The sequence below is a fragment of the Paraburkholderia sp. Clong3 genome, assembly GCF_050436485.1.
Classification (GTDB): Bacteria; Pseudomonadota; Gammaproteobacteria; order Burkholderiales; family Burkholderiaceae; genus Paraburkholderia; species Paraburkholderia tuberum.
The window spans coordinates 3,213,592-3,226,843 of sequence record NZ_JBNDMH010000002.1 but is presented as its reverse complement, the minus strand read 5'-3'; the positions used below and the strand labels follow the sequence as shown (position 1 = coordinate 3,226,843).

Below are 13,252 nucleotides of genomic sequence, written 5' to 3'. Positions count from 1 at the left end.
CAATCTCTCATTGGATGTTGTGGCCACCAACCAAGGTTACACCGAGTTTGGCCAAGATAGGGGCGATCGGGACAATACATGACATCTTTCCGCCCGGTGCCTGTGTATCCGGACCACCAGCAAAAATCAGGCCTACTGCTGCCGTTACCCCGTTCGCATCAGTTGTCACGACGAGGGAACCAGAGTCGCCGCTGTCCGAGAATGGATTGTTTGTATCACTATGGACAATCCAAGCGCCCGGAAACCAAAAATGCCCGTTGAAACCATTGCTCGCGGAACTGGCGCCAACACGGATGGGCCGCAGAAACCTCCCGACAATTTTGCCGGTCGTATGTCGGGTAGTCCGTCCTACCTTCTGGACAACCATTCCATCCGCTGGGGCGACCACGTTCGTGGGCGTGTCGTAGATTGTCCCCTGCATCGAACTGATACTACCTTGCGCCACTATTTCGAATAGAGCTGCATCAGTATTGTCTGCAATGCTGACGTTGCCGCTTGTTCCAAGCGCATAGGGAATAACTCGGTCATGCACTCCAAGCGTAAACGGATTAAGAGCGCCAGCGGAAACGTCCATGATGCCGGGCGCAACGATCGGAAGACCGATCTCCGAGTGGTTGCAGCCGCCCGTGACATGGTTATTCGTCAACCCGAACAACTTTCCGGCTCCGTCGCGAACCAGAGCGCCCAACGTGCCTGCCGATGCTTCATTTCCCGGGGAAATGGATGATCCGCAGGTATAAAACCTAGCGTTGGCGCCCTGAAACAGGGCGTATGAGGCACCGTGCGCGACGACCGCGCTTCCATTGCCCAAATCATCCACAGCGCCGTGCGAATACGTAACACGACAGTCCGCGTAAAGGTCAGGAAGGACATCTAATTCGCGCTGGAAAAGCCGCTTTGACGTGTAGAGCAAGACCTCTGCCGACGCGTCATTAAATGCGATAGACACAATGCTACGGCGCCGGAGAATATCCTCTGTTTCCGCGTCGAAATTCGCCGGTTGCACACCTGCCACATACTCCTCCTCCATCCCAGCGGGAAGGGGAGCGATCAAGTTCCGAGCAAGCGCCCAACGAGTAATGGAACTCGCTGCTTCAAACGCGGTAGCCATAGGTCTTCTCTCTTTTTACTTTGTATTCAGTCCGTTCCGATTGAAGCGGCGCATCGCAGTCTAACCGCACTTCGGAACATTCGGCACAACCCCGAACTAGTCCACAAAAAGTCCACATACAAAAAAGCCCGCGTCGAACGACTGCGGGCTAATTGATGCTTTCAGCCGACTCTGCCCTCTCGATGCCCTACTTGCAGGTCACCAAAAGGCATACGGGTGACAAAAATCGCGGAAAGGCTTGTCCTGCTTGGTGCGCCCGGCTGGGATCGAACCAGCAACCCCTGCCTTCGGAGGGCAGTACTCTATCCATTGAGCTACGGGCGCTTCACCACAAAACTGCGGGGAATCTACGCGAAAGCGCGCCAACCAGAACGGACGCGACGCCAACGCGAGAGACCGCAAGGATACCCGGTTTCGGCCGAACCGTCCACAGGACGGCCTCCGACGCCCATCCCAGCGTCTTCCCCGACTCCTGCCATCGTCCATGCCGATCCGGGTAAACGCCTGCTGAACACCGTCCTGGCCCCCTCGCCGCCGCCGAAAGCTTGCGTCTATAATCGTCCGTGGCTGATAAAGAACAAGAAGTTGCCGTCGCGCTGTACCGCTCACACACCCACGGAGACGAGACAAGCATGAGCGAAGCACCACACGGAGCCCCGATCAAAACCCCAGCACAGCTTATCGCCGCGGTCATCGCCGGGTTTGCTGTGCCGATCGTCATCATCGTTCTGCTCGCCGTCTACGTCGATAATTCGACGCGCACCGGCGCCGGCACCGACTCTCTCTCCGAAGCCGAAGTCACCGCCCGCATCCATCCGATCGCCCAAGTCGAGATCCGCGACGCCAACGCACCGCGCGTCTACAAGAGCGGCGAGGAAGTCTACAAGGCGGTCTGCTCGGCGTGTCACGCGTCGGGTGCCGCAGGCGCGCCGAAATTCACCAACACCGCCGACTGGGCGCCGCGCATCGCGCAGGGCTTCGACACGCTGTGGCACACCGCGCTGTCCGGCAAGGGCGCCATGCCGCCGCGCGGCGGCACGAGCCCCGACGACTACAGTGACTTCGAGATCGCGCGCGCGGTCGTCTATATGGCGAACAATTCGGGCGCGAGCTTCCCCGAGCCGGCGCAGCCGGCGGCGGGCGCGGCTGCGGCATCCGGTGCGGCCGCGGCATCCGGTGCAGCAGGTGCATCGGATGCGGGCGCGGCCCAGGCCGCCGCGGCGCTGGCCGCAATGGCCAACGTGCCGCAGACTCCCGCCCCGGCAGCAGGTGGCGCGCAAAGCGCGGACGCCTCGCAGGCCGGCAAGGCGCTGTATCAGTCGGTATGCCAGGCCTGTCACGCGACCGGCGTGCTGAACGCGCCGAAGTTCGGCGACAAGGAAGCATGGGCGCCGCGCCTGAAGGACCCGATGGACACTGTCTATAACTACGCGCTGCACGGCAAGGGCGCGATGCCGCCGAAGGGCGGCTCGAACGCATCGGATGCGGACGTGAAGGCCGCGGTCGACTATATGGTCAGCGCGGTGAAGTAAAGCACGCGGCATCGGTCGTCGCTGAAATGAAAAATCCCCGCATGCGCTAACGCGATGCAGGGATTTTTTATCTGCAATCGCAAGCAAACGTACCTGGCGGGCACTTGCAGTCCCGCCCGCTCACGACTTCTGCAACAACGCCTTCAGGCTCGCGAGCCGGTCCTTCGGCGACATCGGCGCTTCTTCCGGTGTCGGCGGCGGCGCATCGTCGAGCAGCATTTCGTTGATGAAGCGCGACGCCTCGCAGACGACCGTCTCCCGCGCCCGCTTGCGCTTCTTGCACCAGTTCAGATGCAGGCTGCGCTGCGCGCGCGTGATCGCGACGTACATCAGCCGGCGTTCCTCCTCGATGCGCGCGTCGTCGATCGGCTCGTCGTCCGCGCCGCCCCGATGCGGCATGATGCCTTCCTCGACGCCGACCAGGAACACGTGCGGATACTCGAGCCCCTTCGACGCATGCACGGTCGACAGCCGCACCGCATCCGGATCTTCCTCGCGGCCCTCGAGCATCGACATCAGCGCGACCGTCTGGATCAGCCCGAGCAGGTTCTTGCCGGTGTCGCCGAAGCCGTCGGCGGTGTCGTAGCCGGTCGCTTCGCTGCCGCTGCCGTGCTCCGGCTCTTCCTTGGTGCCCTTGCGCTTGAGCCACTCGATGAACTCCAGCACGTTCTGCCACTTCGCCTGCGCCTGGCGTTCGTCGAACGCGTCGTACAGATACGCTTCGTAGTGGATCGCCTCCATCAGCTCATTGAGTAGCGTGCCCGCCGCGTCCTTCTCCGCGCGGTCGGTCAGGCGCTGCATGAAGTCGCAGAACGCGCGCATCGGCTCGATCTGACGCGGCGACAGACGCGCCTCGATGCCGCCCATGTAGACCGCCTCGAACAGCGACACCTTCGCCTGACCCGCGAACGCGCCGAGCGCCTCCAGCGTCGTATTACCGACGCCGCGACGCGGTGTCGTGATCGCGCGGATGAACGCGGGATCGTCGTTCGCGTTGGCGATCAGACGCAGGTACGCGCAGATGTCCTTGATCTCGGCCTTATCGAAAAACGACTGGCCGCCCGACAGCACGTACGGAATCCGTTCGCGGCGCAGCACCTGCTCGAAGATGCGCGCCTGGAAGTTGCCGCGATAGAGGATCGCGTAGTCACGGAAATTCGCGCGCCGCTCGAACTTGTGCGCGGACAGCCGAAACACGACGGACTCCGCCTCGTGCTCCTCGTCGTTGCAGCCCGTCACCGTGATCGTGTCGCCCATGCCGTGCTCGGACCACAGCTTCTTCTCGAACAGCTTCGGATTGTTCGCGATCACGTTGTTCGCGGCGCTCAGGATGCGCACCGTCGAGCGGTAATTCTGTTCGAGCTTGATCAGGTGCAGGTTCGGGAAATCCTTGCCGAGCTGGCCGAGGTTTTCGAGGGTCGCGCCGCGCCAGCCGTAGATCGCCTGATCGTCGTCGCCGACCGCCGTGAACGCCGCGCGCTTGCCGGCCAGGAGCTTCACCAGTTCGTACTGGCATGCGTTGGTGTCCTGATACTCGTCGATCAGCAGATAGCGCAGCTTGTTCTGCCAGCGGTCGCGCACCTGCTCGTTGCTCGCGAACAGTTCGGCGGGCAGGCGGATCAGATCGTCGAAATCGACCGCCTGGTACGCATGCAGCGTCGCCACGTAGTTGCGATAGACGATCGCCGCCTGATGCTCGTCCTCGGTCGAGGCGATCGCGATCGCCTGCTCGGGCATGATCAGTCCATTCTTCCACAGCGAGATGATCGACTGGATCTTGCGGATGAAGCCCTTGTCCGTCGAGCTGACCTGCTCCTGGATCATGCCGAAGCAGTCGTCGGAATCCATGATCGAGAACTGCGGCTTCAGGCCGACATGCTCCGCCTCCTGACGCAAAATCTGCACGCCGAGCGAGTGGAAGGTACACACCGTCAGCTGGTTCACGGGCACCTTGCGGCCTTCCTTGCCGGGTGCGGTCAGCGTCTTGCCTTCGAGCAGCTTGCCGACGCGCTCGCGCATCTCCGCCGCGGCCTTGTTCGTAAACGTGACGGCGGCGATGTGGCGTGGCTCGAAGCCCTTCGCTTCGATCAGGTGCGCGATTTTCTGCGTGATCACGCGCGTCTTGCCGCTGCCGGCGCCGGCGAGCACGAGACAGGGACCGTCGAGATAACGGACCGCTTCACTTTGAGCGGGGTTCAGGCCTGCGGACATCGTTTGTGGATGGGTAATGCGGTTGAGGGCCGCTGAGGTCGGACCGGCGGGTGGCGCCGGCCGAAGGCCCGGGGCATGCTGCGCGGCGCAATGCGCGCGGGAGGTGCGATGTTAACATGGCCACTGCGATGGCCACTGCGATAACCACCGCGATGACCACCGCGATGGACGCCCTCGTTGGATGCCCTCGTTGGATGCCTCGATGGTTCGGACGCCCCGACGGGCTGCGCGCAAGGCCGGCCGTCATGCTCAGCCCCCAGTCCAGCCCACAAATGCCACAATGATGAGATTGCGCGCCGCCGCCGCGGTGGCAAGGCGGCGCGCCGCTCCTCCAGGAAGACTCGCATGTCCGCATCGCTGAAAATTGGATTGATGGGCTACGGCTTCGCCGGCGCGACGTTTCACGCACCAGTGATCGAACACTGCGGACGCGCGAGGGTCGCCGCGATTGCGACCGGGCAATCCGAGCGCGCGCACGCCGACTATCCGCACGCGAAAATCGTCGCCGATCTCGACGCGCTGCTCGCGCTCGACGACCTCGACTGCGTCGTGATCGCGACGCCCAACGACACCCACTTCGACCTCGCGCGCCGCACCCTCGAAGCCGGCAAGCACGTGGTCGTCGACAAGCCTGTCACGCTGAGCGCCGCCGACGCCCACACGCTTGCCAATATCGCGCTCGCGCGCGGCAAGCTGTTCGCGCCCTTTCACAACCGCCGCTGGGATGGCGATTTTCTGACCGTGCGCGATCTGCTCGCGCGCGTGGAACTGGGTCGCGTCACGCAGTACGAATCGCATTTCGACCGCTTCCGGCCGGGCGTGCGTCAGCGCTGGCGCGAAGACGTGACGCGCGGCGGCGGTCTGCTATTCGATCTCGGTCCGCATCTGATCGACCAGGCGCTCGCCCTCTTCGGCGCGCCGCGGACCGTATCGGCGACGGTGCGCACCCATCGCGACGACGCCAAGTGCACCCGACTACGTGCACATCCAGCTCGGCTACGACGAGTTCGAGGTCGTGCTGCACGCAAGCGCGTTGACCGCATTGCCGGGAGCGCGCTTTGCTATCCACGGCACGCGCGGCAGCTACGTGAAGTACGGCCTCGACACCCAGGAAGATCAGCTGAAAGCGGGCCTGCGCCCCGGCGACGCAGGCTTCGGCGCCGGCAACAGCCCCGGCGTGCTGCGCGTGCTCGAAGGCGACGAGGAAGTCGAGTGCGAATTGCCGACCCGCAACGGCGAGTACGCAGGCTTCTATATTGCGTTGACCGACGCGATCCAGAACGGCGTCGCATTTCCGATCAGTACGCGCGACGCGGTCGACGTGATGACGATCATCGACCTGGCCGCGCGCAGTTCCGAGCAGGGCGTGCGACTGCCGTTCGAGCGCATTCGCTGAACCCCGCCCCGCTGCGCGTCGACACCGCGCCACCACGATCTGTGTACCAAAAACGGGACCGCCTTTAGCGCCGCGAAGGCTGTCGGCGCGGGCTTTCCTGACGCTCCGGAAAGGAACATAACGTTACAAATTCGCCCGCTGCCAGGTCAGCGGGCGTTCTTCGTCAGCCGTTGCTAATGAGGTAGCAATCCAACACGACAACGACTCCGGGAGAATCCATGTCTCGAATCATCCGTGCCCTTGTTGCATGCGCGCTGCTCGGCTCCGTCGCCGCCTGCGTGGTAACGCCCCCGCCGGCGCCGCATCCGGGCCCGACTCCGCAGCAGATCGCGGACCAGCGTCTGCATCAGGTCGACGGCCGCATCGACAATCTCGCGCACCGTATCGATAACCGCGTGAATCAGGGCTATTACCCGCCGCCGCAAGGCGCCGCGCTGCATCACCGTCTCGAGACGATCCGCCAGGAAGCGCATGACATGGCCGCCCAGCATGGCGGCGGTTTGTCCGCGGAAGAACAGCGCGTGCTGAATCAGGAACTGGACAATGCGGCTCATGCGATCGGCGAGTGAGTCAGCGAGCAAGTGGGCAAACCGAATCGGCAAACGAGCCACCAGGTGAGCCCCCACTACCGCTCATCGTGCGGTCACGGATGGCACCGGGAGAAGCAACTGAAAAGCGCGGGCACCACGGTCCGCGCTTTTCTTTTTGACGCCCCCGAACAGCCACAGCCGGCCCCACACCGCTCCCGGGCCTTTATTTGACAAGCCCCGGCCCGTCGCGTAAATTCGCCGCACGCGTCGGGAGAGCGTGCTGGCAGGCGAAAAATCGCAGGCCGCGCCGCCGAAGGGGCACACCCGCAAACTCTCAGGCAAAAGGACCGACCGCGTCGAAAAACCCGTCTTCCGGCGGCTTTTTCGCACTCTGGAGAGCGGCAGTAGCCATCCGCGTCGCACCTCGTGCACCGCAGGCAGGCTGCCCACCGAAGGGGCGCGCGTTTCACCGTGACGGATCGAGCTCATTGAGCCAGTCGCGGCGGCGCAATCTCTCAGGTATCGAGGACAGAGGGGTCATGCAGAACCACGCTCGCAGGCACACGGCCGCGAGGCAGTGCGCCGCATGGCCTTTTTTGTTTCGCGAGATGCCCGAGGCCCCATGACCGAACTCAAACACACCCCGCTCCACGCCGCTCACCGCGCGCTCAATGCTCGCATGGTCGACTTCGGCGGCTGGGACATGCCCGTCAACTACGGCTCGCAGATCGAGGAACATCGCGCGGTGCGCACCGACGCCGGCATGTTCGACGTGTCCCACATGTGCGTGGTCGACTTCACCGGCGAGCGCGTCCGCGCGTTGTTCGAATACGCGCTCGCGAACAACGTCGCGAAGCTGCAAACGCCGGGCCGCGCGCTCTACTCCTGCATGCTGAATCCGAACGGCGGCGTGATCGACGATCTGATCGTCTATTACTTCGCCGAAGACCACTTCCGCGTGGTCGTCAACGCCGGCACCGCCGACAAAGACATCGCCTGGTTCGGCCAGCTCAACGCAGGCGGCTTCGGTCTCACCATCACGCCGCGCCGCGATCTGGCAATCGTCGCCGTGCAAGGCCCGAACGCACGCGAAAAGGCCTGGCAAACCGTGCCGGCCGCGCGCGCCGCGACTGAAGCGCTGAAGCCGTTCAACGCCGCGCGCGTCGACGGCACGCCGTTCGGCGAGCTGACCGTCGCGCGCACCGGCTATACCGGTGAAGACGGCTTCGAGATCATCGTGCCGGCTGCCCACGTCGAAGCGCTGTGGAATGCGCTCGCGGCCCACGGCGTGCGCCCGGCCGGTCTCGGCGCGCGCGATACGCTGCGCCTCGAAGCCGGCATGAACCTGTACGGCCAGGACATGGACGACAATGTCTCGCCGCTCGACGCCGGCCTCGCATGGACCGTCGACCTGGCCTCGCCGCGCGAGTTCGTCGGCAAGAGCAGCCTCGAAGCCGACGGCTCGCGCGCCGCGTTCGTCGGCCTGATCCTGCTGAAGGAAAACGGCAAGGCCGCGGGCGTGCTGCGCGCGCATCAGAAAGTCGTCACGCCGCACGGCGACGGCGAAATCACCAGCGGCACGTTCTCGCCGACCATGCAGGAATCGATCGCCTTCGCGCGCGTGCCGAAGGGCGTGCAGCCGGGCGACACCGTGCACGTCCAGATTCGCGACAAAGCCTGTCCCGCAAGCGTGGTAAAACTGCCGTTCGTGCGCAACGGCAAGGTGCTGGCGGTCTAAGCGGCCGGCGCACGCCCCTACATTCAAACACTACCGAACATACCGTTCAGGAGCATCCAATGAGCATCCCGGCCGAACTGAAATACACCGAATCGCACGAATGGGTCCGCACCGAAGCGGACGGCACGCTGACGGTCGGCATCACCGACCACGCGCAGGAAGCGCTCGGCGACATCGTCTTCTTCGAAGTCCAGGAACTCGGCAAGTCCGTGACCGCGGGCGACACCGTCGCCGTGATCGAATCGGTGAAGGCCGCCTCCGATATCTACGCGCCGGTCTCGGGCGAAGTCATCGAGGCGAACACGACCGTCGCCGACTCGCCCGACACCGTCAACAGCACGCCGTACGACAGCTGGCTGTTCAAGATCAAGCCGGCCGCCGATGCGTCGCTCGACCGTCTGCTCGACGCCGAGGCCTACGCGAAGTCGATCGGCGCCTGAGTCACCTTTCGTTTTAACCGTCAGGCGCGGCGCTCGCACAACGGCGCGCCGCGCCGCCAGGAACACCCATGAAGCTCGAACACCCGGATCGTCTGATGAACCGCACTCCTCTCTCGCTCGCCGCGCTCGAAGTGCACGACGCCTTCGCCGAACGGCATATCGGCCCGGATACGGCCGACCAGCAAGCGATGCTCGAAGCACTCGGCTTCGCGTCGCGCGCGGCATTGATCGACGCCGTCATCCCGAAGACGATCCGCCGCACCGAAACGCTGCCGCTCGGCCCGTTCGCGCAACCGAAGAGCGAAGCCGAAGCGCTCGCCGCCTTGCGCGAGCTCGCGGACAAGAACCAGGTGTTCCGCTCCTACATCGGCCAAGGCTATTACAACGCCCATACGCCGACGGTGATCCTGCGCAACGTGCTCGAAAATCCGGCTTGGTACACCGCGTACACGCCGTACCAGCCTGAAATTTCCCAAGGCCGTCTGGAAGCGCTCCTGAACTTCCAGCAGATGGTCACCGACCTGACCGGCCTCGCGATCTCGAATGCATCGCTGCTCGACGAAGCGACCGCCGCCGCCGAAGCGATGACGCTGCTGCAACGCGTCGGCAAACCGAAGTCGAACGTGTTCTTCGTTGCCGACGACGTGCTGCCGCAGACCATCGAAGTCGTGAAGACGCGCGCGACGCCGGTCGGCATCGAAGTGAAAGTCGGCCCGGCCGCTGAAGCCGCCGACGCCAACGCATTCGGCGTGCTGCTGCAATACCCGGGCGTGAACGGCGACGTGCGCGACTACCGCGCGCTGACCGAAGCGATCCACGCGGCGGGCGGCCATGTCGTCGTCGCCGCCGACCTGCTCGCGCTGACGCTGCTTACGCCGCCGGGCGAATGGGGCGCGGACGTCGCGGTCGGCAATACGCAGCGTTTCGGCGTGCCGGTCGGCTTCGGCGGCCCGCATGCCGCGTACCTCGCGGTGCGCGACGAATTCAAGCGGCAAATGCCGGGACGTCTGGTCGGCGTAACCGTCGACGCGCAAGGCAACCCCGCGCTGCGTCTCGCGCTGCAAACGCGCGAGCAGCACATCCGCCGCGAGAAGGCGACCTCGAACGTATGCACCGCGCAGGCGCTGCTCGCGATCATGGCGAGCATGTACGCGGTCTATCACGGCCCGCGTGGCCTGAAGACGATCGCACTGCGCGTCAATCGCATCGCCACGCTGCTCGCCGAGGGCGCGAAGCAGCTTGGCTATAAGCTCGTCAACGAAACTTTCTTCGACACGCTCACGTTCGATACCGGCGCACGCACGCAAGCGCTGCACGACGCGGCGACGGCCAGGCGCATCAACCTGCGCCACGTGAGCGCGACGCAAGTCGGCCTGTCGATCGACGAAACCACCTCGCGCCACGATCTGGCCGACCTGCTCGCGGTGTTCGCTCAAGCGGCCTTCACGAGCGACGTGCCGCAAGTCGACGCGCTCGACACCGCGCTCAACGCATCGAACTCTGCGTCGGTGCCGGCCGCGCTCGAACGCACGAGCGCGTACCTGACGCATCACGTGTTCAACCGTCATCATTCGGAAACGGAAATGCTGCGCTATCTGCGCAGTCTGTCGGACAAGGACCTCGCGCTCGATCGCTCGATGATCCCGCTCGGCTCCTGCACGATGAAGCTGAATGCGACGTCGGAAATGCTGCCGGTCACGTGGCCCGAGTTCGGCCAGATCCATCCGTTCGCACCGACCGAGCAAACCGTCGGCTACCGCGAGATGATCGATCAGCTCGAAGAGATGCTGGTCGCCGCGACCGGCTATGCGGCCGTGTCGCTGCAGCCGAACGCGGGCTCGCAGGGCGAGTACGCGGGTCTTTTGATCATCCACGCCTATCACGCGTCGCGCGGCGAAGCGCATCGCGATGTCTGTCTGATTCCCGCTTCGGCGCACGGCACGAACCCGGCGTCGGCGCAAATGGCCGGCATGCAGGTCGTGGTCGTGGCATGCGACGCGCAGGGCAACGTCGATATCGAAGACCTGAAGAAGAAGGCCGCGCAGCACGCCGATAAGCTCGCGGCGATCATGATCACGTACCCGTCGACGCACGGCGTGTTCGAGCAGAACGTCCGCGAAATCTGCGAGATCGTGCATGCGCACGGCGGCCAGGTGTACGTGGACGGCGCGAACATGAACGCGATGGTCGGCCTGTGCGCGCCGGGTCAGTTCGGCGGCGACGTCTCGCATCTGAACCTGCACAAGACCTTCTGCATTCCGCACGGCGGCGGCGGACCGGGCGTCGGTCCGGTCGCGGTCGGCGCGCATCTCGCGCAGTTCCTGCCGAACCAGACTTCGTCGGGCTACCAGCGCTCGGAGGATGGCATCGGCGCGGTGTCGGCCGCGCCGTACGGCTCGGCGTCGATCCTGCCGATCTCGTGGATGTACATCGCGATGATGGGCGCGAAGAACCTGACCGCCGCGACCGAAACCGCGATCCTCAACGCGAACTACGTCGCCAACAAGCTCGCGCCGCACTATCCGGTGTTGTACTCGGGCCCCGGCGGCCTCGTCGCACACGAGTGCATTCTCGATCTGCGTCCGCTCAAGGACACGAGCGGCATCACCGTCGACGACGTCGCGAAGCGCCTCGCCGACTATGGCTTCCACGCGCCGACGATGAGCTTCCCGGTACCGGGCACGCTGATGGTCGAACCGACCGAGTCGGAGTCGAAGGAAGAGCTCGACCGCTTCATCGAGGCGATGATCGCGATCCGCGAGGAAATCCGCGCGGTCGAGGAAGGCCGCGCGGACCGCGAGGACAATCCGCTGAAGCACGCGCCGCACACGGCGGCGGTCGTGATCTCGGACGACTGGAAGCACGCGTATGCGCGCGAGACCGCCGCCTACCCGCTGAAGACGCTGATCGCGAACAAGTACTGGCCGCCGGTCGGTCGCGCGGACAACGTGTACGGCGATCGCAACCTGTTCTGCTCGTGCGTGCCGATCGCCGATTACGAGTAAGCAGTGCGAGTCGGCGAGACGTCATGCGCGGCGCTCTGAAGGTCCGTCGGCGTCCGCGAGCGGTCCACCCGCGGTCCTGTCGTTGAAAGCCGCAACCGGCTAACATCACACACCGAATCAGCCTAACGAGGAGTTTCGCATGGCGCGAAAGGTGCGATTGATGCAAAGCCGGGCCGAGGCGGCAGGCGTCCGTCCGTGGCGGCCCGCTTACGCGGTACTGTTGGCCGCAGCGGCCGCGTTGCTGCCGCTGCGCGCGGCGCAGGCCGCGATGAATTTCTGCGCGGCGCCGGCGCTGCAAACGAGCGAGCGCACCAATGCCGACCCCGGCGTCAAGGCGCTCGTCGCCAACGTGCAGGCACATCTGAACGAGCAGCCGCATGCGCTCGCCAAATTGCACACCGAGGGCACGCTGCCGCACGAGGGCATCTACGATCAGAGCGTCGAAGCGGAGAAGGATCTCGACCTGCTGCGCGACGCCGCGCTCGCGTGGCGCGCGACCAGCGACGACCGCTTCCTGAAGCTCGTCGACCGTCTGCTGTACGCGTGGGTCACGACCTATCAGCCGAGCTTCAATCCGATCGACGAAACGCGTTTCGAAGGTCTGATCCTCGCGTACGACATGACCGCGAGCGCGTTGCCCGTCAAAACGCGCAACGCGGCGATGGCGTTTCTGACAAAGCTCGCGAACGGCTACATCGGGCAGATCGACGCGCAGCCGCGGCCGCTCACGGGCACGTTCCGCAACAATTGGCAAAGCCACCGCATCAAGCTGATCGCGATGGCGGCATTCACACTCGACAACCGCAAGATGATCAACGCCGCGCAGCGGCTGTTCGTCGAGCATATCGGCGACAACATCGCCCCGGACGGCTCGACGATCGACTTCGGCGAGCGCGATGCGCTGCACTACGTGACCTACGATCTGCAACCGCTGGTGACGGCCGCGCTCGCCGCGCGCCGCCACAACCGCAACTGGCTGCAGGAGAAGGGCGCGAACGGCGCGACGCTGCTCGCCGCGCTGAATTGGCTCGTGCCGTTTGCTACCGGCGCTCAGACGCATGAGGAATTCGTGCATTCGAACGTCGCGTTCGATGCAAAACGTCGCGAGGCCGGCTTGCCCGGCTATTCGGGTCCGTGGGATCCGAAGAACGCGACGGAACTGTTTCACCTGGCGGCCCGTCTCGATGGACGCTTTACGCCAGTCGCGCTGCAGCTCGCACCGACGCCGCCCGCGTGGCTCGCCGTGTGCTTGCCGCTGCCGGCGCGCTAAACTCTTTATCTATAGGCAG

General features: G+C 64.7%; 8 protein-coding genes, 1 tRNA gene, 1 pseudogene and 2 riboswitches. Of the genes and pseudogenes, 7 read left to right on the top strand and 3 right to left on the bottom strand.

What is annotated here, in order from left to right; all coding sequences use genetic code 11:
• Positions 1-7: 7 nt before the first annotated feature.
• Entirely contained in the window at positions 8-1,111 is a 1,104-nt protein-coding gene (locus tag OKW30_RS18925; protein WP_429347354.1) for a hypothetical protein, read from the bottom strand.
• A 248-nt stretch (positions 1,112-1,359) separates the two neighbouring features.
• Positions 1,360-1,435, bottom strand: a tRNA-Arg gene (locus tag OKW30_RS18920).
• A gap of 308 nt (positions 1,436-1,743) precedes the next feature.
• Here OKW30_RS18920 and OKW30_RS18915 point away from each other — a divergent pair.
• Complete coding sequence (locus OKW30_RS18915; RefSeq protein ID WP_184069823.1) at positions 1,744-2,643, top strand: c-type cytochrome; 900 nt, start codon at positions 1,744-1,746, stop codon at positions 2,641-2,643.
• Positions 2,644-2,763: 120 nt separating this feature from the next.
• Here OKW30_RS18915 and OKW30_RS18910 read toward each other — a convergent pair whose 3' ends face one another.
• On the bottom strand, positions 2,764-4,854 hold the full coding sequence (locus tag OKW30_RS18910; protein ID WP_429347353.1) for a UvrD-helicase domain-containing protein: 2,091 nt from the start codon (positions 4,852-4,854) through the stop codon (positions 2,764-2,766).
• 345 nt (positions 4,855-5,199) lie between these two features.
• Here OKW30_RS18910 and OKW30_RS18905 point away from each other — a divergent pair.
• The 6 genes and pseudogenes from OKW30_RS18905 to OKW30_RS18880 all read left to right on the top strand — a co-directional run bounded on the left by OKW30_RS18905 (position 5,200) and on the right by OKW30_RS18880 (position 13,233).
• A pseudogene (locus OKW30_RS18905) lies at positions 5,200-6,250 on the top strand (oxidoreductase).
• Positions 6,251-6,468: 218 nt separating this feature from the next.
• On the top strand, positions 6,469-6,819 hold the full coding sequence (locus tag OKW30_RS18900) for a hypothetical protein (protein ID WP_018418835.1): 351 nt from the start codon (positions 6,469-6,471) through the stop codon (positions 6,817-6,819).
• Between the two features lie 219 nt (positions 6,820-7,038).
• Positions 7,039-7,140, top strand: a riboswitch (glycine riboswitch).
• 21 nt (positions 7,141-7,161) lie between these two features.
• Positions 7,162-7,322: riboswitch (glycine riboswitch) on the top strand.
• 80 nt (positions 7,323-7,402) lie between these two features.
• Entirely contained in the window at positions 7,403-8,518 is a 1,116-nt protein-coding gene (gene gcvT, locus OKW30_RS18895; RefSeq protein WP_184069829.1) for a glycine cleavage system aminomethyltransferase GcvT, read from the top strand.
• A 59-nt stretch (positions 8,519-8,577) separates the two neighbouring features.
• A complete protein-coding gene (gene gcvH / locus OKW30_RS18890; protein ID WP_090802422.1) occupies positions 8,578-8,958 on the top strand; it encodes a glycine cleavage system protein GcvH in 381 nt (126 codons plus the stop codon).
• Positions 8,959-9,026: 68 nt separating this feature from the next.
• The gene (gene gcvP / locus OKW30_RS18885) at positions 9,027-11,963 is read left to right on the top strand and encodes an aminomethyl-transferring glycine dehydrogenase (RefSeq protein ID WP_429347352.1); all 2,937 of its coding nucleotides are present in this window, start codon (positions 9,027-9,029) and stop codon (positions 11,961-11,963) included.
• A gap of 139 nt (positions 11,964-12,102) precedes the next feature.
• Entirely contained in the window at positions 12,103-13,233 is a 1,131-nt protein-coding gene (locus OKW30_RS18880) for an alginate lyase family protein (protein WP_184069833.1), read from the top strand.
• Positions 13,234-13,252: the final 19 nt, after the last annotated feature.

Coding starts and splice junctions, on each gene's coding strand:
- OKW30_RS18925 (WP_429347354.1), bottom strand. CDS start 1,111: ATGGCTACCGCGTTTGAAGCAGCGAGTTCCATTACTCGTTGGGCGCTT.
- OKW30_RS18915 (WP_184069823.1), top strand. CDS start 1,744: ATGAGCGAAGCACCACACGGAGCCCCGATCAAAACCCCAGCACAGCTT.
- OKW30_RS18910 (WP_429347353.1), bottom strand. CDS start 4,854: ATGTCCGCAGGCCTGAACCCCGCTCAAAGTGAAGCGGTCCGTTATCTC.
- OKW30_RS18900 (WP_018418835.1), top strand. CDS start 6,469: ATGTCTCGAATCATCCGTGCCCTTGTTGCATGCGCGCTGCTCGGCTCC.
- gcvT (WP_184069829.1), top strand. CDS start 7,403: ATGACCGAACTCAAACACACCCCGCTCCACGCCGCTCACCGCGCGCTC.
- gcvH (WP_090802422.1), top strand. CDS start 8,578: ATGAGCATCCCGGCCGAACTGAAATACACCGAATCGCACGAATGGGTC.
- gcvP (WP_429347352.1), top strand. CDS start 9,027: ATGAAGCTCGAACACCCGGATCGTCTGATGAACCGCACTCCTCTCTCG.
- OKW30_RS18880 (WP_184069833.1), top strand. CDS start 12,103: ATGGCGCGAAAGGTGCGATTGATGCAAAGCCGGGCCGAGGCGGCAGGC.